Below are 17,785 nucleotides of genomic sequence, written 5' to 3' on the forward strand. Positions count from 1 at the left end.
GGCGGCAGCAGTCCATATGATTGAGAAGCTACTTCTCAGGTTACGGAAAGACGCGACTGATGGACCGGCTGGAGGCGATGTCGGTGATCATCGCCGTCAATGAAACAGGAAGCTTCTCGGCAGCCTCCCGGCGCCTCAGGATGCCGGTCGCAACGGTCAGCCGAACGGTTGCCGAGCTGGAGGCGCGGCTGAACGCCCAGCTGTTTCAGAGGTCGTCGCGCCAGATGACGCTGACCGATGCGGGACGATCCTATATCGAGGCCTGCAAGCGGATCATCGAGCAGGTGGACGATGCCGAGAGGGAGGTCTCCGGCGAGTACAGAAGTCCGAGGGGCGATCTCGCGGTCACGTCGCCGTGGGGACTGGGCCACATGCACCTTCTGCCGATCGCGCTCGAGTTCATGGAGGCTTATCCCGAGATCGCGCTGCGGCTCGTCCTCACCGACCGCATCGTCAACACCGTCGACGAGAATATCGATGTGTCGATTCGAATCGGCAGTCTGCCGGACAGCAACCTGATCGCGACCCGGGTCGGCTCGGTCCGGTTCGCGCTCTGCGCCAGTCCCGGATACCTCGCGAAACGGGGGCATCCGAACGAGCCCACCGATCTCGCCTCGCACGATTGTATCGGCGTCGACAGCCATGCGGCGCAGAAGAGCTGGAAGTTCGTCAAGGACGGCAGCGAAGTCACGGTGCCGATACGGTCGAGATTGACGGTGAGCGACTCGGAGGCGGCGGTCGAAGCTGCGGTCGCAGGTGCCGGCATCACGCGCGTGATGTCCTACAAGATGGAGGCTGCGCGCCGTGCCGGCCAGCTCGTCCTCATGCTGGAGGAATTCGAGCAGGAGCCCTGGCCCGTGCATATCGTCTATGCGGAGCGAAAGCCTGCGCCGCTCAAGCTCCGCGCCTTTCTGGATTGGGTCACGCCGCGCCTCAAGGCCCGGCTGGCCTAAATTCTGTTACTCCTTGACCGCGCCGGTCAGGGACGACACGTAATAGTCCACGAACAGCGAGTAGAAGATCGCGACCGGCAGCGAGCCGAGCAGCGAGCCCGCCATCAGTGCACCCCATTGGTAGACGTCGCCGGTGACGAGCTCGGTCAGGATCGCGACCGGCACGGTCTTGTTGGCGCCGCTCTGGATGAAGGCGAGCGCGTAGATGAACTCGTTCCAGGACAGCGTGAAGGAGAAGATGCCGGCCGAGATCAGGCCGGGCACCGCCAGCGGCAGCGTGATCCGGCGCAGGATCTGCAGGCGCGTGGCACCGTCGACCAGGGCGCATTCCTCGAGCTCGTAGGGGATCGACTTGAAATAGCCGATCAGCAGCCAGGTGCAGAACGGCACCAGGAAGGTCGGATAGACCAGGATCAGGGCAATCGGCGAGTCGAACAGGCCGAACTGCACCACGACGGTCGCGAGCGGAATGAACAGGATCGAGGGCGGCACGAGATAGGCGAGATAGATGCCGAGGCCGACATAGGGACTGCCGCGGAAGCGCAGGCGTTCGATCGCATAGGCCGCCAGCGTGCTCGCGATCAGCGACAGCGTGGTCGAGCCGATCGCAACCAGCATCGTCGTCTTCAACCAGTGCGGATAGGCGGTGTTGAACAGCAGATGCTTGATGTGGGCGAGCGTCGGCGAGGAGATCCAGAACGGGTTGTTGTCCTTGTAGTTCATCAGTTCCGCGTTCGGCTTGAACGAGGTGATCGCCATCCAGTAGAACGGAAACAGCAGGATCAGCACGAAGCAGCCGAGCGGCAGGTAGATCATCATCAGCCGCCGCAGCCCGGAATCCCAGGCCATGGTGTCGGGCGGCGCTTTCGCGTCGGCGACGGTGGTCGGTTGCGCGACGGTGTCAGTCATTGGCCTCTCCCTGCTGCCATTTGCGGCGCGCCAGGCCGAAATAGGAGAACAGCGTCGCGAACACCAGGAACGGGATCATCGATACCGCGATCGCGGCGCCCTCGCCGAGCTCGCCACCGGCGATGCCGCGCTGGAACGCCAGCGTCGCCAAGAGGTGCGTCGAGTTCACCGGACCGCCGCGGGTGATGGCGTAGACGAGCTGGAAATCGGTGAAGGTGAAGATGATCGAGAACGTCATGACGATGGCGAGGATCGGCATCATCATCGGGAAGGTGATGTAGCGGAAGCGCTGCCAGGCGCTGGCGCCGTCGAGCATCGCGGCCTCGTAGAGCGAGGGCGAGATGGTCTGCAGGCCGGCCAGCAACGAGATCGCGACGAAGGGAATGCCGCGCCAGATGTTGGCGGCGATCAGCGAGAACCGCGCCGGCCAGGGCGAGCCGAGGAAGTCGATATTGCTCGACTTCCAGTGCAGCACGTCGACCAGCAGATACGAGATGATCGAGAACTGCGGATCGTAGATCCACCAGAACGCCAGCGCCGAGAGCACCGTCGGCACGATCCAGGGCAGCAGCACGATGGCGCGCAGCAGGCTCTTGAACGGGAAATGGTTGTTGAGCAGCAACGCCAGCCAGAAGCCGAGCGCGAACTTCCCGAAGGTCGCGACCCCCGTGTAGAACACGCTGTAGAACACCGCGTTCCACCACAAGGGGTCGGTCAGCAGATACTGGAAATTCTCGAAGCCGACGAAGATGCCGCGCCGGCCGATCGTGGTGTCGGTGAAGGCGAGCCAGACGCCGAGGCCGAGCGGATAGGTGAGGAAGACGGCAAGCAGCCCGAGCGCCGGCGCAAGGCACATCGCGATCAGGAACGGCTTGTAGTCGAACAGCCGCACGATCCAGTTCGGCTGCCGCCGCGCTAGTGCGGCGGAGGAGGAGAGGGTGGTCACGGACATCGATGTGTTGTCCTGTTCTAGGCTTTCACCACGTCGTCATTGCGAGGAAGCTCGCGACAAAATTGCGTAGCAATTTTGCGCTTTAGCGACGAAGCAATCCAGGCTGTCGCTGCGGGGACGGACTGGATTGCTTCGCTTCGCTTGCAATGACGGGCTCTACCGCTGCCGCCGGAAGTAGCGCTTGCAGCGCTGCTCGGCTTCCGCGGCCGCGGCTTCCGGCGTGGCAGCGCCGGTGGCGACGGAGGCGCACATCTGGATCAGCACGTAATCGGCACTGACCGCGCCGGTCGCCGTCGAGATCGGGCCCTTGTAGCCGTCATAATAGGTGCTGTTCATCGTGTCCTTGAACAGCTTCACCTTGGGGTCTTGCGACCACACGGCGGCTTCGGCATAGGCAGCCAGCGGCTGGGACCAGTAGCCGGAGTTGGCATTGAGCCACGGCTCGTACTGATCCTTTTCCAGCATGTATTGCAGGAAGGCCTTGGCGGCGTTGGGGTACGGGCTATGCTTGAACACCATGGCGTTCAGCGTCAGGCCAGCCATCGGAGAGACCTTGGCGAGGCCCTTGGGCAGCAGCTGATGCTCGCTGTCCTCGGCAATCGCCTTCGTCGCCGGATCGTTCTTCAGCGAGAAATACAGCGAGACGCCGTTGGCGGTCAGGAAGATCTCCTGCGAGGAAAAGGCGCGGTTGTTGCTGACGTCGTTCCATGACGGCGTTCCGGCGATGAAGGTCGGGTATACCTCCTTGACCCAGTTCAGGGCGGCGATCGTCTCCTTGCTGTTGATGGTGACGTTGCCTTCCTCGTCGAGCAGCGAGGCGTTGTGCGACCACAGCGCCCAGTTGGCGAAGCCGTTGCCGTCGCCCTTGGCGTTGCCGAGCGCGAAACCGGCCGGCTTGCCGGCCTTGTGCAGCTTGCGGCACAGGTCGAGAATTCCGGCATGGTCTTCCGGCACCTTGTCGAAGCCGACCGATTGCAGGGCCGATTTGCGGTAGATCAGGGGACCCGCGGTGGCGCCGAACGGCAGCCCGATCCAGGCATCGCTTTTGTTCTTCTTGCCGTAGCGCTGAGCGAGCGGCAGCCAGCCGCCATAGCGCTTGCCGAGATAGTCGGCGACGTCGGTGAGTTCGATCAGCTTGTCGATGTAGATGTGAGGTGCGTCGGAGAAGCCGATGATGATGTCGGGGCCGGCGCCGGAATTCGAGGTCACCGCGGTCTGCTGGTTGATGTCTTCCCAGCCGACGAAGTCGACCTTGACCTCGACCCCGGTGTCCTTGGTGAACTTCGCTGCGTTGGCGCGGAACACGTCCTCGTCGGCCTGGACGAAGCGCACCGGGCGCAGCATGCGTAGCGATGCACCCTTCTCGATGGCGAGCTTGGGTGCCGAAACGTCGGCAGCTTTGATATTGGATGTTTGCGCTGCAGCACCGGTGGCCACGAGCGATGCAGCGGACAGGCCCAGCGCCAAGGCATCACGACGTGTGATGTCGTTCCTCATCAGTACCTCCCTATATGTTCCCTTCCCGGCGTTGATCGCCGGTGAAGGGTCTTCCGGTTCCGGCGCTTGTCGCGCCGGCCGCCTAGCTGTTCGGCCCGCGATCCATGCTGACGGGTTGCCAGCGGCGGAGCGCGGTGTTCTGCAGCACCGACGGATTGACGCAGCTTACCGGCCACATGCCCTGAAGCACCAGTGACAATTCGTAGCCCACGCGGCGCTTGCGCGCCTCGTCGAACCGTGCCGAGGCCGAGGCGACATGGGCGGTCAGGGTCACGTTCTCCATGCCGAGCAGCGGATTGTTGTGCGACGGAGGTTCCTTCTCCAGCACGTCGAGGGCGGCGTGCGCGATCCACCCCTCCTGCAGCGCCTTGATCAGGCTCTCCTCGTCCACCGTGGCGCCGCGGCCGGTGTTGATGAAGACCGAGCCCTTCTTCATCTGCCGGAAGTGCTTCTCGGTCAGCATGTGGTGCACCTCGGGCCGCGCGGGTGCGTGCATCGAGACGAAGTCGGACTGCGACAGCACCTCGTTGAGCGTCGCGGGAATGACGCCGTGGTCGTACATCAGCGTCTCCTGGATGAAGGGATCGTAGGCCATCATGCGCAGGCCGAAGGGCGCCGCGCGTTTCGCAACCGCGCGCGCGACGCGGCCGAACGAGATGAAGCCGAGGGTCTGGCCCATCAGCCTCGGGATCTTGAGCAGCGCCGGCCGGCCCTCGGCCCAGCGGCCGTCGCGCACCATGCGGTCCTGCTCGACCAGACGGCGGAAGCCGGCGAGCAGCAGCATCATGGCGTGGTCGGCGACCTCTTCGATGAAGGTGTCGGGAATGTTGGTGACGGGAATGCCGCGGGCGGTGGCGGCCTTCACGTCGACGCTGTCCACTCCGACGGAGCCGAGCGTGATGACTTTGCAGCTCTGCAGGCTGTCGATGATGGTCTTGGTGATCGGGATGCCCTTGGCGTAGATAGCGTCGGCATCCTTTGCGGCGGCGATGAACTCGGCCTCGTTGGCGGGGGCTTCGACGATCTCGGCATCGATCGGATCGAGCGCTTCGCGCTCGTAGGAATAATCGCTGCCCGCGACCGTGAAGCTCGCGCCTTTCGGCGTCACCACCCTGTATTTCGGCATTCTCTGCTCCCGATTTGGTTTCTTGTTGTGACCCGGCCTTCTCCCGGGCCTTTGCGTCTTTTACGCGAAATCGGGGCGGGTGCGTACAATTGCCGGTTGTCCGGACCTGCGAATATTGCCGGTTTTGTCGGCAGCGTCAGGGCTTCTACGGAGGCGCGTAAGTAACTTGCTAAGGGTCCCTCCCTAAAAGTTGTTTCAATTTCGATCGATTCACTCGCGTGCCCGTATCCCTTTTTTTTGCCGGAGCTATCCCGTGAAGTTGAGCAATCTGAAGATCGCCCCCAAGCTTGGCATCCTTGTCGGCGTCACCTTGTTCGGCCTTTGCATCTCCGGTGTTCTCGCCGGCTATCTGATGAAGCGCGAGATGGTGAATGCGCGCATCGACCAGACCAAGGCGATCGTCGAGCTGGCTCGCAACTATGCCGCGACGCTGATGAAGCGGGTCAATGCCGGCGAGATGACCAAGGACGCCGCGCTCGCGGAGCTGCGCCGCTACGGCAACGCGATGACTTACGACAAGGGCTCGGGCTATCTGTTCGGCACCACCTATGACGGCATCACGCAGCTCGCGCCCGATCCGAAGCAGATCGGCGCCAACCGCATGGACGTGGAGACGAACGGCCGCAAGCTGTCCCGTGAGATCATGGACGGCGTCAAGGCCAACGGCGACATCCTGCTGTTCTACGAATACATGAAGCCCGGCCAGGACAAGCCGATCCGCAAGCTCGGCTACGCGGTCGCCGTCCCCGGCTTCGAGATGTATCTCGGCACGGGCGCCTATCTCGAGGACATCGACCAGAAGATGGGCCCGGTCTACTGGCTGCTCGGCCTTGCCATGCTCGGCATCGTCATCGTCGCCGGCAGCGTCGCCTGGATGATCGGTCGCAGCATCAGCCGTCCGCTGGCGCTGCTCGGTGCCCGCATGAAGGATCTCGCCGACGGCAAGCTCGAGGGTGAGATTCCCGGCGTCGGCCGCGGCGACGAGGTCGGCACGATGGCCGCGACCGTCCAGATCTTCAAGGACAATGCGGTCCGCATCCGCGACCTCGAGAAGACCGAGGCGGACGCCAAGGAACGCGCCGCGGCGGAGCGTCGCAGCGCGATGGAAGAGATCGCCAACGACTTCGAGCGCAGCGTCAACGGCATCGTCCGCTCGGTCTCCTCGGCCGCAGCCGGCATGCAGACCACGGCGCAATCGATGACCGCGACCGCGAGCGATGCCTCCTCGCGAGCCGCGACGGTCGGCGCTGCCTCGCAAAAGGCCTCCGGCAATGTCGGCACCGTCGCGGCCGCCGCCGAGGAGCTATCGAGCTCGGTTGCGGAAATCTCCCGCCAGGTGACGCGCTCGACCGAGGTTGCGAGCCGTGCCGTCAGCGATGCCGAGCGCACCAACGCCACGGTGCAGGAGCTCTCCACCGGTGCCGAGAAGATCGGCGAGGTGGTCAAGCTCATTCATTCGATCGCGGCGCAGACCAATCTCCTGGCGCTCAACGCCACCATCGAGGCGGCACGCGCCGGCGAGTCCGGCCGCGGCTTCGCCGTCGTCGCCTCCGAGGTCAAGGCGCTGGCCAACCAGACCGCCAAGGCCACCGAGGAAATCTCGGCCCAGGTCGCGGCGATGCAGACCTCGACCAGCGATGCGGTCGCCGCGATCGGCGGTATCACCCAGACCATTGCCGAGATGAGCGAGATCACCGCGGGCATTTCCGCCTCGATCGAGCAGCAGGGCGAAGCGACCCGCGAGATCGCCCGCAACATCCAGTCGGTCGCGGCCGGCTCGAGCGAGATCAACGCCAATATCGGCAGCGTCACCTCGGCCGCGCAAGCGACCGGCTCCGCGGCCGGAACCGTGCTCACCAACGCCCGCGAGCTGGACAGTCAGTCCGGCGCGCTGCGCAACGCGGTGGACGGCTTCCTCGCCAAGGTCCGTGCGGCGTAAATTCTCGCGCTGAATTCGTAGGGTGGGCAAAGACGCGAAGGCGTCGTGCCCACCTTTTTCTTTTGAGTTTGTCTGAATTTGTCGTCTGTCATGCCCCGCCTGGTGCGCAATTGCGCACGGGGGCGGGGCATCCAGTACGCCGCGGCCTCTCGGCTCTAGCCTCGCTGTCTCTGGAATACTGGATCGCCCGCCCCGGCGCGCTATTGCGCACAAGGCGGACGATGACGGCGTCCTGTGACTCTCACTGCTTCTCGATGCCCGCTTGCGTGCATTGTCGAACGATTACGATGTGCTGCGGGCCAATTCGACTCCCTTTCGGGATGACAGCAGCTTTTGCCGCATGCTGGAAATTGGAACTTGTGCGCCGCACTACGGTGTTACCCATACGCATTTTGCAATTGCTTCTTGCCGCGCGTGCCTGCATCCAAATCGAGTTCGGCATTGCTCGCGCGCGTATCGCGAGGCCGACGATGAGGGCAAAAGCGACTCTGGGTGAATTGCATGTTGTTGTGCGTACAGAAGGTAGTTTCAAGCAAATGATAGGGCTGCCGTTCCGCGCCGCCTCGAATGGCGAAGGCGCTGGATGCCTCCCAGCGAGTCGGCCGCAGTGATTCATTCCGGCGAAGTTCGCAATCGCCTTTTGGTCTCACTGCCGCCGGCGGACTTTGATCTACTCGCGCCCGAGCTTGAGGTGGTCACGCTCGATCAGGATGCGGTGCTGTCGCGACCGGGTGATCGGGTCGACCACGTCATCTTCCCCCATAGCGGGGCCATCTCGTTGATGATCGATATGGCGAACGGGCAGACGGTTGCCACCGCAGCGGTCGGGCGCGAGGGGGCTGTGGGGAGTCTCTCCGTGCTGGGATCGTCGCCTTCGGCGATTACCGCCGTCGTTCGTGCGGCGGGCATCGCCTCGCGGATGCCCGCGACCCGCTTTCACGCCGCCTTCAATCAGAGCCCCGCGATCCGCCACGCGGTCCAGACTCACGTTAAGGCGATGCTGGTCCAGTTTCAGTTCGGGCTGGCCTGCAATGCGCTGCATCCGGTCCAGGCCCGCATGGTGCGTTGGCTGCTCCACCTTCGCGACCGCCTCGATCATGACGTTCTCCCCCTCACGCAGGAGGCATTGTCGCAGATACTCGGTGTCCGACGTACGACGGTGACGCTGCTGATGCGCAATCTGCGTGCGTCCGGAGCGATTAGATCGGAGCGACGGGGGCAAATCGAGGTCGACCGGCTGCGGCTCGCGGCCGCGGCCTGCGAATGCCACGATACGATGCGCCGCGAAGTCGAGCAGATCTTCTCGACGCCTGGCCCGACCCCTGCGTCGCGGGTGCGCAAGGGCATATGGCCAAGCGAGCGGAGTGACGCCATATGAGGCGCTTGCGCGTCGCCTCAAAAGCTTTCCATCCTGCTTTCACTGCTTCTCGATCCCCGCGTCCCGGATCAGCCGTTCCCACAGCACCAGCTGCTCGTTCACGAACGTGCCGAGCTGCTCCGGCGTGCCCGAGAAGGCGTCCATGCCGAGCGTCGCCAGCTGCGCCTTGATCTCCGGCTTCTCGACGATCTTGCGGATCTCGGCGTTGAGCCGCGTCACGATCTCCTTCGGCATGCCGGCGGGACCGAAATAGCCCTGCCATGACGAGATGTCGAAATCGGGCACGCCGGCCTCCTGCATCGAGGGCAGGTTCGGCACCAGCGGCGAGCGGTCCTTGGTGGTGACGGCGAGAGCGCGGAGCGCGTTGCCGTTGACGTGCGGCAGGCCGGTCAGGATGTCCACGAACATCATCGAGACGCGGCCACCCATGACGTCGTTGAGCGCCGGCGGCGAGCTCTTGTAGGGCACGTGCAACAGGTCGAGTCCGGCATTGTGCGCGAAGGTCGCGCCCGACACGATCGCCGAGGACGAGCCAGAGGCGTAGCTCAGCTTGCCCGGATTGGCCTTGCCGTAGGCGACGAGCTCGCCGACGGTCTTGGCGGGGACGTCGGGATGAATGACCAGCATGAAGGGCAGATCGCCGGTGCGCGCGATCGGGGTGAAATCCTTGACCGGATCGTAAGTGAGGCTCTTGAGCAGATAGGGGTTGGCCGAATGCGTGGTGTTGGTCGTCACCAGCAGCGTGTAGCCGTCGGGTGCGGCGCGCGCGACAAAGGTCGCGGCGATCATGCCGTTGGCGCCGGCCTTGTTCTCGATCACGATGCCGACGCCGAGCGCCTGCGACAGATGCTGCGAGATCAGCCGCGTCGTGGTGTCGGTGCCGCTGCCGGCCGCGAACGGCAGCACCAGCGTGATGTTGCGGCTGGGGTAATTGTCGGCCTGAGCGGCGGACGCGGCGAGGCAGAGCGCGGCCGTGCCGATGATGCGCAGGTTTCGAATCAACGCTGAAAGCATGTCTGGACGTTCCCTCTTTTTCGTTGGCGGGGAACCTAGCTTCTCTTCGCTGGAATCGGAAGGCGGGAGTTTGTCGCGAGGTCTCGTGCCCCGGGCGCAGCGCAGCACGTTAGTGATGCGCTGCTGAACCGGGCCCACATTTGCGGCAGACTGGGTCCCGGCTCTGCGCTGCACCGCTTCGCGTTGCATCGCGTCCGGGACACGAGACTTATCGCGTGTCCGCCTTGCGGAATTTACGTCGCCGCAGAACCCTGGCGTGAGGCGATCACGACGCCGGCGAGCACCAGGGCGTAGCCGATCAGGTGAAACGGCTGCAGCTTTTCGCCGAGCAGCAGGATCGCCATCGCCGAGCCGAACACCGGCACCAGATGGAAGAACGGTGCGGCCCGGTTCGGGCCGATCAGCGCGACGCCGCGGTTGAAGAAGAGATAAGCCAGCGTCGATGGGAAGATCAGGATGTAGCCCAGCGTTGCCAGCGTCAGCGCATCGAAATGCAGGACGCGGCCGCTCATTGCTTCCCAGATCGCGGTGGGCAGCAGCATCATCGCGCCGCAGCAGGTGGTGAAGGACAGAAAGGACAGCTGGTGGATCTTGGGCCGGCGCGGGATGAAGGCGGAGTAGAGGCCGAACGCGATCAGCGAGTAGGCGAACATGAGATCGCCCCGGTTGAAGCTGATGCTGGCCAGCGCCGCGAGATCGCCGCGCAGGATGATGATCAGCACGCCGAGCAGCGAGATCGCGATGCCGGCGAGCTGGCCGCCGGTCAGCCGCACGCCGAACAGCACCAGCGACCACAGCGCCACGAACAGGGGGCCTGCCGACTGGATCAGCAGCGCATTCAGCGCCTCGGTGTATTGCATCGCCCAGTACGAGATCGCGTTGTTGAAGGCGAAGCCTACCAGCGACAGGAACACCATCAGCGGCAGGCTCCTGCGCAAAGCGGGCCAGTCGCGCTTCAGATGCGGCCAGGCGAACGGCAACAGGATCAGGAACACGCCGAACCAGCGGATCGTGGTCATCGTCAGCGGCGGCACATGCGCGCCGACATGGCGCGCGAGCACGATGTTGCCGGCCCAGAACAGCGAGCTCAGGCTGAGCAGCAGATAAGGCTGGTTGTTGAGCCAGCTGGCCGGATTGGCGGCCGGTGGCGCGGGCGAAGCAATCGTCATTGGCGTCGGATGCGAGCTTGCGCCGGATTGTCGTGATGACACAAGTCACGCCGCCGCAATGCTACAATGCGCGAGCAGGCCGAGGAACGGCGCCCGCGGCTAATATGTTGGACGCGTCCTTGATGCAGTGCGTGCTTCGCTGCTCCCGCGGGCAGAGGGAATAAACTAGCTCGCCTGCTTCCTCGACGCCGCGAACACGCCGGACAGCACCAGCGCGAAGCCGATGAAGTGGAACGCCTGCGGGTGCTCGCCCAAAAACACCATCGCCATGATCGAGCCGAACACCGGCACCACGTGGAAGAACGGCGCGGCGCGGTTGGCGCCGATCAGGCGCACGCCGCGATTGAAGCAGAGATAGGCGAGGGTCGAGGGGAACACCGCGACATAGAACAGCGTGAGCAGGTTCGGCGCATCGAGCTTCATCACCGGACGCGCGGAGAGCTCCCAGACTTCCAGCGGGATGAGGCATGCGGCGCCGGCGCCGAAGGTGAAGGCGAGGAACGACAGGCCGTGCATCGCCGGCCGCTTCAGGCTCAGCACCGAATAGAGCGCGAAGATCAGAAGCGCGAGCAGGAAGATCAGATCGCCCTTGTTGAACTCGATGTTCGACAGCGTGGTGAAGTCGCCGTGCAGGAGGATGATCAGCACGCCGCACATCGACAGCAGCACGCCGAAGGCCTGCGCCGCGGTGAGGCGGATGCCGAGGATGACCAGCGACCACAGCGCCACCAGCAGCGGCGCGGCCGACTGCAGCAGCAGCGTGTTGAGCGCCTGCGTATGCTCCAGCGCCCAGTATTGCAGCGTGTTGAAGGCGCCGATGCCGGTGATCGAGAGCGTGACCATCAGGCCGAGCCGCCCACGGATCGCGGGCCAGTCCTGCACCAGATGCTTCCAGGCGAACGGCAGCACCAGCAGGAAGGCGAACAGCCAACGCAGGAACGACAGCGTCACCGGCGGGATGTGGCCGGCGGCGAGCCGCCCGACGATGGCGTTGCCGGCCCAGCACAGCGCGGTGATGCTGAGCAGCAGGTAAGGCTGGTTGGCGACCCAGTTGTGACCGGATGTGTCGGCGCTCGTGGTCTGGCCGGTGGCGGACATTGTGGTTGTTATGGCCCCGCATCATGCGCCGAGGCCCCGGCCCGGCGATGTCCGGGCCGGCTTCAATCGCCCGGCCTGGCTCAAAGACACGGAAATCGCGGTTGCATCAACGGGGGGCGGATGCATCGCGACCATGCAGCGGCGCAGGCGGCTTCTCAGGCTTTGGTCGAAGCCCCGGCGCCGGCCCCAAAGGTTGCGAGATTTTAAGGGGATATCAAGGGCTTGGACCGGCCTCGGGACCTCGAAAAAGCCCCGTTCTTGCTTGCCTAGAGGGGCCGCTTCCTTTATCCGGTTGGCTGCCTTGCGTGCGAGCGGTCCTGGGCCGCGGATCGGCTGGGCGTCAGGCATGATCCCGGAAAAGTGGGCACCGGTTTTCCGCGAGGATCATGCCTCCTGAAGACAGATTGAACAGGGATTACCCGCGAATGGCCAACGTTGTCGTCGTCGGCGCCCAGTGGGGCGACGAAGGAAAGGGCAAGATCGTCGACTGGTTGTCGGAGCAGGCGGACATCGTCGTCCGCTTCCAGGGCGGCCATAACGCCGGCCACACGCTGGTCATCAACGGCAAGACCTACAAGCTTGCGCTGCTGCCCTCCGGCGTGCTGCGCGAGGGCAAGCTGTCGGTGATCGGCAACGGCGTGGTGTTCGATCCCGCCGCCTTCCTCGACGAGGTCACCAAGCTGCGCTCGCAGGGCGTCGCGGTCTCCCCGGAAAACTTGCGCGTCGCCGAGAACGTCACCCTGATCCTGCCGCTGCACCGTGAGCTCGACGCCCTGCGCGAATCCGCGAATGCGGCAACTGCGATCGGCACCACGCGCCGCGGCATCGGCCCGGCCTACGAGGACAAGGTCGGCCGTCGCGCCATCCGCCTGATGGACCTCGCCGACCTCAACACCCTGCCGCACAAGATCGACCGGCTGCTGGCGCACCACAACGCGCTGCGCCGCGGTCTCAACCTGCCGGAGTTCGACGGCAAGGAGATCCTGAAGGAATTGAGCGCGCTGGCGCCGCAGCTGCTGCCCTATGTCGAGACGGTGTGGCGCCTGCTCGACATCGAGCGGCGCGCCGGCAAACGCATGCTGTTCGAGGGCGCGCAGGGCGCGCTGCTCGACGTCGACCACGGCACCTATCCCTATGTCACCTCGTCCAACACGGTGGCGGCGCAGGCCGCGACCGGCGCCGGCCTCGGACCGGGCGCCGTCGGCTACGTGCTCGGCCTGTGCAAGGCCTACACCACCCGCGTCGGCCAGGGTCCGTTCCCGACCGAGCAGGACAACGAGATCGGCCGCAAGATCGGCGAGCGCGGCCGCGAGTTCGGCACCAACACCGGGCGGCCCCGCCGCTGCGGCTGGTTCGACGCCGTGCTGGTCCGCCAGGCGGTCCGCACCTGCGGCATCAACGGCCTCGCGCTGACCAAGCTCGACATCCTCGACGGCTTCGATTCGATCGAGGTCTGCACCGGCTACAAGCTCGACGGCGTGGAGATCGACCATTTCCCGGCCGGCGAGGGCGCCCAGGCCCGGGTCGAGCCGATCTACGAGACCATCGAGGGCTGGAAGGAGCCGACCGCCAATGCACGGTCTTGGGCCCAACTGCCGGCCCAGGCCATCAAATATGTCCGCCGGATCGAGGAATTGGTGGGGTGCCCGGTCGCGCTGCTTTCCACCAGCCCCGAACGCGAAGATACTATCCTGGTGCAAAATCCGTTTGAGGCTTAACGATATCTTACCGGGACGCGCGTATAGTTGAGTAGAAATGGCTGATTACTATCCGCTGATCGCCCGCGCTATTGCCGCCCTGGACCCCAACGCTCCCGGCGAAAGCCGTCGCGCGCTCTATGAGCGGGCGCGCACGGCACTGATCGCGCAGCTGCGCAGCGTGCAGCCGCCGCTCTCCGAATCCGAGATCACCCGCGAACGGCTGTCGCTGGAAGAGGCCGTCCGCAAGGTCGAATCAGAGGCGGCCCAGCGTGCCCGCGACGCCTCGCGCCCCGGCGGTGGTGGCGGCGGCCGCAGCACCGGCGGCAGCGGCGATGCCTTCCGTCGCGCCAGCACCCGGGCCACCGAGGCCGGCCCGCCCGCGCCCCAGCCGCGCACCCGTCCGGCCCCGACCCCGCCGCGGGCCGACCGTCCGTCCTTCAACGTCGATGACCAGGGCGATGCCCAGCGTCCGCCGCGCGCGCCGCGTTTCGACGCGCCGCGCCAGCCGGGTCCGCCCGCGCCGCCATCGATGCCGGAACCGCCGGCGCCGCCGCCGGCCGGCCGCGATCGTGCCGGTGGGCGCCGTCCGCCTGATATCGGACCTCCGCCGGCGCTGCCGCCCGCCCCGGGCGTGCGCGGCTTCCGCGACATCACGGCCGATGCCAACGATCTCGGCGGCGCCGCCGCGCAGGCCAACCGCGCCGCACGCCGCACCTACGCCAACGTGCCCTCGCCCTCGCCGGAATTCGACCGGCTCGAGCCGAGCCTGGAGAATCGCGCCGGCGAGCAGGACGCGCCCTATTCCTACGACGAGTCGATCGAGGAGGCCGAGCGCTACACGCCGCAGCCGCCTTCGCCGCGTCCGCGTATCGCGGCCGACCGTGACGCCAAGAAGGCCAAGCGCGCCGGCTCCGCATTCCCGTTCAAGAGCGCGATCGCCGTCGGCATCGTGCTGATCCTGGTCGGCGCCGGCATCCTCTGGGGCAAGCCGCTGCTGCAGACCGCCACCAACCTGTTCAAGTCCTCGCCGACCCAGGTGGTGGAGGCGCCGAAGGATCCGTCGCAGCCGCAGAGCAAGCCGAAGATCCCCGACCGCGTCGGCCAGCCCTCGGCGAGCGACCAGCCGGTCGCGCCGGTGGCGCAGAAGGTCGTGCTCTATGACGAGGACCCGTCCGACCCGAAGGGCAAGCAATATGTCGGCTCGGTGGTGTGGCGGCTCGAACCGATCAAGGCGTCGGGCAACCAGAAGGCCGATGTCGCCGTGCGCGCCGAGATCGAGATCCCCGACCGCAAGTTCAAGATGACGATGTCGTTCCGCCGCAATACCGACTCCTCGCTACCGGCGAGCCATACTGCGGAGCTGACCTTCATCCTGCCGCCGGACTTTCCGGGCGGCAGCGTCTCCAACGTGCCGGGTATCCTGATGAAGTCGAACGAGCAGGCCCGCGGCACGCCGCTCGCCGGCCTCGCGGTCAAGGTCACCGACGGCTTCTTCCTGGTCGGCCTCTCCAATGTCGACGCCGACCGCGCCCGCAACGTCCAGCTCCTGAAGGAGCGTTCCTGGTTCGACGTGCCCCTGGTCTACGCCAACCAGCGCCGCGCCATCATCGCCATCGAGAAGGGCGCCCCCGGCGAGCGCGCCTTCAACGACGCCTTCGCGCAGTGGGGCGATTGAGGCGCTGCTGTCATTCCGGGGCGTGCGAAGCACGAACCCGGAATCCATTGCGCAGCACATGACGTAGAGGAATGGATTCCGGGCTCGCGCTTCGCGCGCCCCGGAATGACCTCCAGCCTACTGCGCCGCCGCTTCCCGCTTGCGCGCTGCCGCAGCGGCGGCGTGCTCACGGTCCATCACGGCGCGGCAGCCGGGGCTGACATGCGCCTTGTTCCGGACCATGCAGGCGGTGATCCGCGGGATGTCGGGGATTTCACTCGAGCACAGCCGCATCGCATCGGCCGAGCACATCTGCTGCGCTTCGGACGAGAAGGCGAGGCCGGGCGATGTCTGGAGTGCGATGGCAACGGAGAAGGCGAATAGGGAAGCGATGGTCTGAGAGCGTGTCATGAAGGATAGGTCCCCGAGTTCCCGTGGGCTTGAGCCGCTTGATTTTGGGGCGCCGCACGCGGCTTGATCTGCCGCATGTCACAGCCTTCACGCCGGGATCCTAGTCCCGCATGTGGTCGCTCGATTACTTGGTGTCGAATCGAAAGTGCTGCGCCGCCCGAGCGAAGTATGCGCCATTGTCACGGGCCTGCAATGGTCATCGCAAAGGAATTCGCAATTGTTGCGCGCACGTCACGCAGCAAACGGCGCTACGCGATTCAAATCAGCCGGTCGGATGATGCGCTCGCCTGTTCCGCTTCATCGGCACCCAGCGAAGCGGCATGTTCCTCGACCGCCGTGACGCCCTTCGCGGTGAGCTCGAACAGATCGCCGTCCTTCATCACGTAGCCGCCGGCGATCAGCTCGCCGATCTTGCCCTGCCGGTCGTCGGCGAAGGCAATGGACTGGCTGATGTCCCTGAGGATCGAGAGTTGTTCGTCGCGCAGCATGGCTTCACTCTCCGTTCGCAGGAACGTCTTTTCGATCCTCACATGCCGTGGCTGGCGAACACCTTGCTGCATGCTTTCGACAGCTTGGCCCGGTTGGCCTGCAGGCAGCTCTGCACTGCACCGTCATTGCCGAGTTCCTTGCGGCACAGCCGCGACGCATCGCGCGAGCAGGCGTTCTGCTCCTGCGGCGTGCCCATGTGGCCCTGGGCGATAGCGGGTGCGCCAGGCAGGCCGCTCAGGGCGACCAGCGTGATCGTCGCCAGACAAAATTTACGGGACATCGGCGGCTCCAGTCCGGCTGGGATGATTTCCAGGTCCTGTCTGAACTCGTCGCCTTGCCACTTGTTCCGCTAGAAGGCGGCCGCCGCCCCGCTGTTCAAGGTTCCCGCGGCGCTGCTATAACGGGGCGGCGTGTGAGGGTATTTGATGAAACGCTATCTGGTGTTTGCGCTGGTCGGCCCGTTCGTCGGCGGGTTCCTGCTGCTGCTGACGACGACTTATCAGTCCGGTTATTGGGCCCAGACCAGTCTCGGCGAGGTCGGCAAGCTGTTCGTGGTTTTCTTCAAGACCCTGCAATACAGCTATCTGTTCGGCTTCCTGCCCTCGCTGATGATCGGCGCGGTCGACGACATCCTGATCCATATCCGCCGGATCGGCCCGGCCTTGCGGATGCTCCTCGTCGGCCTGTTCGCCTTCGTGCTGGCCTCGCTGACCTACAGCTCGCGCGGGCCGGATTCGGGCGTCGTGCAATTCATCCTGTACGGCATGGTCGGCTTCGTGCCGTCGGTGATTTCCTCCTGGCTCGTGCATAGGTATGTCGAGGAGCCGCAATCCGCGGCGGCGCCGACCTGAACGCGCGGCGTTCGGGCGCGGTGCAGCAACCTCCGCCGCGTTGGCGCGTTTCGCTCAGGTTATGACCATGTCCGACGACGACATTCTTGTGCCCCGCAAGTCCCGTTCCGGGAGCCGTTCGCGCACGGGCAGTGAAGCGCGCGGACCGATCATCGACCAGGAAGGGCATGAGATCCGCCCGGAGACGCTCGACCAGGGCTTTCGCGAGTTTCGCTTCGAGTTCGGCAAGGACAATCCGTTCGGCAATCTGACGCGCGAGCAGCGCATCGCCCGGCTCGAGGCCATCGCAAAACTGCTCGACGTCGCCTTCATCCTGCCCGGCACCAACATCCGCTACGGCATCGACGGGCTGATCGGGCTGATCCCCGTGGTCGGCGACATCATCACGACCGCGATCTCGCTGTGGCTGGTGCGCGAGGCGAGGGCGCTGGGCGCGCCCTGGTACATCACCGCGCGCATGCTCGGCAATGTCGCGGTCGACGGCGTGGTCGGCATGGTCCCGTTCGCGGGCGATGCCTTCGACGTCATGTTCCGCGCCAACATGCGCAACGTCCGCCTGCTCCGCCGCTGGCTCGACAAGCAGCCGCGGATTTGAGGCTTCTTCGCCTCTCCCCCGCTCCTGTCTCGTGTCCCGGACGCGCTGCG

The 17,785-nt window shown here is 65.3% G+C and carries 17 protein-coding genes; 7 read left to right on the plus strand and 10 right to left on the minus strand.

Annotated features, from left to right (window positions below; translation table 11 throughout):
- Window positions 1-59 precede the first annotated feature (59 nt).
- Window positions 60-953 carry a LysR family transcriptional regulator gene (locus JQ603_RS30365; RefSeq protein WP_212345173.1) on the plus strand — a complete coding sequence of 298 codons (894 nt, stop codon included), beginning with the start codon at window positions 60-62 and terminating at the stop codon, window positions 951-953.
- 6 nt (window positions 954-959) lie between these two features.
- On the opposite strand, the gene JQ603_RS30370 is transcribed toward JQ603_RS30365, so the two are convergent.
- The 4 genes from JQ603_RS30370 to JQ603_RS30385 all read right to left on the minus strand — a co-directional run bounded on the left by JQ603_RS30370 (window position 960) and on the right by JQ603_RS30385 (window position 5,437).
- A complete protein-coding gene (locus tag JQ603_RS30370; protein ID WP_212345175.1) occupies window positions 960-1,862 on the minus strand; it encodes a carbohydrate ABC transporter permease in 903 nt (300 codons plus the stop codon).
- Complete coding sequence (locus JQ603_RS30375; RefSeq protein WP_212345178.1) at window positions 1,855-2,814, minus strand: carbohydrate ABC transporter permease; 960 nt, start codon at window positions 2,812-2,814, stop codon at window positions 1,855-1,857. The genes JQ603_RS30370 and JQ603_RS30375 overlap by 8 nt, the downstream gene beginning before the upstream one ends.
- A gap of 156 nt (window positions 2,815-2,970) precedes the next feature.
- Window positions 2,971-4,311 (minus strand): ABC transporter substrate-binding protein, encoded by a 1,341-nt coding sequence (locus tag JQ603_RS30380; protein WP_212345181.1) that lies wholly within the window; start codon window positions 4,309-4,311, stop codon window positions 2,971-2,973.
- A gap of 82 nt (window positions 4,312-4,393) precedes the next feature.
- Entirely contained in the window at window positions 4,394-5,437 is a 1,044-nt protein-coding gene (locus JQ603_RS30385) for a C-terminal binding protein (protein WP_212345184.1), read from the minus strand.
- A gap of 253 nt (window positions 5,438-5,690) precedes the next feature.
- Between JQ603_RS30385 and JQ603_RS30390 the strand changes: the two genes are divergently transcribed.
- Complete coding sequence (locus JQ603_RS30390) at window positions 5,691-7,376, plus strand: methyl-accepting chemotaxis protein (protein WP_212345187.1); 1,686 nt, start codon at window positions 5,691-5,693, stop codon at window positions 7,374-7,376.
- 583 nt (window positions 7,377-7,959) lie between these two features.
- Entirely contained in the window at window positions 7,960-8,754 is a 795-nt protein-coding gene (locus JQ603_RS30395) for a Crp/Fnr family transcriptional regulator (RefSeq protein ID WP_212345189.1), read from the plus strand.
- A 39-nt stretch (window positions 8,755-8,793) separates the two neighbouring features.
- On the opposite strand, the gene JQ603_RS30400 is transcribed toward JQ603_RS30395, so the two are convergent.
- The 3 genes from JQ603_RS30400 to JQ603_RS30410 all read right to left on the minus strand — a co-directional run bounded on the left by JQ603_RS30400 (window position 8,794) and on the right by JQ603_RS30410 (window position 12,035).
- Window positions 8,794-9,768, minus strand: coding sequence for a Bug family tripartite tricarboxylate transporter substrate binding protein (locus JQ603_RS30400; RefSeq protein WP_212345192.1), 975 nt, complete (start codon window positions 9,766-9,768; stop codon window positions 8,794-8,796).
- A 233-nt stretch (window positions 9,769-10,001) separates the two neighbouring features.
- The gene (locus JQ603_RS30405) at window positions 10,002-10,937 is read right to left on the minus strand and encodes a DMT family transporter (protein ID WP_212345195.1); all 936 of its coding nucleotides are present in this window, start codon (window positions 10,935-10,937) and stop codon (window positions 10,002-10,004) included.
- A gap of 165 nt (window positions 10,938-11,102) precedes the next feature.
- Window positions 11,103-12,035 (minus strand): DMT family transporter, encoded by a 933-nt coding sequence (locus JQ603_RS30410; protein WP_212345198.1) that lies wholly within the window; start codon window positions 12,033-12,035, stop codon window positions 11,103-11,105.
- 425 nt (window positions 12,036-12,460) lie between these two features.
- On the opposite strand from JQ603_RS30410, the gene JQ603_RS30415 reads away from it, so the two are divergent.
- Together JQ603_RS30415 and JQ603_RS30420 are read left to right on the plus strand one after the other, a co-directional pair.
- Entirely contained in the window at window positions 12,461-13,753 is a 1,293-nt protein-coding gene (locus JQ603_RS30415; protein ID WP_212345201.1) for an adenylosuccinate synthase, read from the plus strand.
- A gap of 37 nt (window positions 13,754-13,790) precedes the next feature.
- On the plus strand, window positions 13,791-15,410 hold the full coding sequence (locus JQ603_RS30420; RefSeq protein WP_212345204.1) for a hypothetical protein: 1,620 nt from the start codon (window positions 13,791-13,793) through the stop codon (window positions 15,408-15,410).
- A gap of 117 nt (window positions 15,411-15,527) precedes the next feature.
- Here the strand turns inward: JQ603_RS30420 and JQ603_RS30425 are convergent, their stop codons facing one another.
- From JQ603_RS30425 to JQ603_RS30435, 3 genes are all read right to left on the minus strand, one after another.
- A complete protein-coding gene (locus JQ603_RS30425) occupies window positions 15,528-15,800 on the minus strand; it encodes a hypothetical protein (RefSeq protein ID WP_245003957.1) in 273 nt (90 codons plus the stop codon).
- A gap of 257 nt (window positions 15,801-16,057) precedes the next feature.
- Window positions 16,058-16,288, minus strand: a complete 231-nt coding sequence (locus tag JQ603_RS30430) for a hypothetical protein (RefSeq protein ID WP_212345206.1) — start codon at window positions 16,286-16,288, stop codon at window positions 16,058-16,060.
- A gap of 38 nt (window positions 16,289-16,326) precedes the next feature.
- Window positions 16,327-16,569, minus strand: a complete 243-nt coding sequence (locus JQ603_RS30435) for a hypothetical protein (RefSeq protein ID WP_212345209.1) — start codon at window positions 16,567-16,569, stop codon at window positions 16,327-16,329.
- Window positions 16,570-16,714: 145 nt separating this feature from the next.
- On the opposite strand from JQ603_RS30435, the gene JQ603_RS30440 reads away from it, so the two are divergent.
- Both JQ603_RS30440 and JQ603_RS30445 read left to right on the plus strand, forming a co-directional pair.
- Complete coding sequence (locus tag JQ603_RS30440) at window positions 16,715-17,140, plus strand: DUF5413 family protein (protein ID WP_212345212.1); 426 nt, start codon at window positions 16,715-16,717, stop codon at window positions 17,138-17,140.
- A gap of 61 nt (window positions 17,141-17,201) precedes the next feature.
- On the plus strand, window positions 17,202-17,735 hold the full coding sequence (locus JQ603_RS30445; protein ID WP_212345215.1) for a DUF4112 domain-containing protein: 534 nt from the start codon (window positions 17,202-17,204) through the stop codon (window positions 17,733-17,735).
- Window positions 17,736-17,785: the final 50 nt, after the last annotated feature.

It is taken from the genome of Bradyrhizobium liaoningense, assembly GCF_018130825.1.
Classification (GTDB): Bacteria; Pseudomonadota; Alphaproteobacteria; order Rhizobiales; family Xanthobacteraceae; genus Bradyrhizobium; species Bradyrhizobium liaoningense_B.

Bases quoted from the DNA above. Each gene is read 5' to 3' on its own strand.
- JQ603_RS30380 (WP_212345181.1), bottom strand. From the start codon at position 4,311: ATGAGGAACGACATCACACGTCGTGATGCCTTGGCGCTGGGCCTGTCC.
- JQ603_RS30420 (WP_212345204.1), top strand. From the start codon at position 13,791: ATGGCTGATTACTATCCGCTGATCGCCCGCGCTATTGCCGCCCTGGAC.
- JQ603_RS30370 (WP_212345175.1), bottom strand. From the start codon at position 1,862: ATGACTGACACCGTCGCGCAACCGACCACCGTCGCCGACGCGAAAGCG.
- JQ603_RS30375 (WP_212345178.1), bottom strand. From the start codon at position 2,814: ATGTCCGTGACCACCCTCTCCTCCTCCGCCGCACTAGCGCGGCGGCAG.
- JQ603_RS30365 (WP_212345173.1), top strand. From the start codon at position 60: ATGGACCGGCTGGAGGCGATGTCGGTGATCATCGCCGTCAATGAAACA.
- JQ603_RS30445 (WP_212345215.1), top strand. From the start codon at position 17,202: ATGACCATGTCCGACGACGACATTCTTGTGCCCCGCAAGTCCCGTTCC.
- JQ603_RS30395 (WP_212345189.1), top strand. From the start codon at position 7,960: ATGCCTCCCAGCGAGTCGGCCGCAGTGATTCATTCCGGCGAAGTTCGC.
- JQ603_RS30435 (WP_212345209.1), bottom strand. From the start codon at position 16,569: ATGTCCCGTAAATTTTGTCTGGCGACGATCACGCTGGTCGCCCTGAGC.
- JQ603_RS30430 (WP_212345206.1), bottom strand. From the start codon at position 16,288: ATGCTGCGCGACGAACAACTCTCGATCCTCAGGGACATCAGCCAGTCC.
- JQ603_RS30400 (WP_212345192.1), bottom strand. From the start codon at position 9,768: ATGCTTTCAGCGTTGATTCGAAACCTGCGCATCATCGGCACGGCCGCG.
- JQ603_RS30440 (WP_212345212.1), top strand. From the start codon at position 16,715: ATGAAACGCTATCTGGTGTTTGCGCTGGTCGGCCCGTTCGTCGGCGGG.
- JQ603_RS30415 (WP_212345201.1), top strand. From the start codon at position 12,461: ATGGCCAACGTTGTCGTCGTCGGCGCCCAGTGGGGCGACGAAGGAAAG.
- JQ603_RS30410 (WP_212345198.1), bottom strand. From the start codon at position 12,035: ATGTCCGCCACCGGCCAGACCACGAGCGCCGACACATCCGGTCACAAC.
- JQ603_RS30385 (WP_212345184.1), bottom strand. From the start codon at position 5,437: ATGCCGAAATACAGGGTGGTGACGCCGAAAGGCGCGAGCTTCACGGTC.
- JQ603_RS30425 (WP_245003957.1), bottom strand. From the start codon at position 15,800: ATGACACGCTCTCAGACCATCGCTTCCCTATTCGCCTTCTCCGTTGCC.
- JQ603_RS30405 (WP_212345195.1), bottom strand. From the start codon at position 10,937: ATGACGATTGCTTCGCCCGCGCCACCGGCCGCCAATCCGGCCAGCTGG.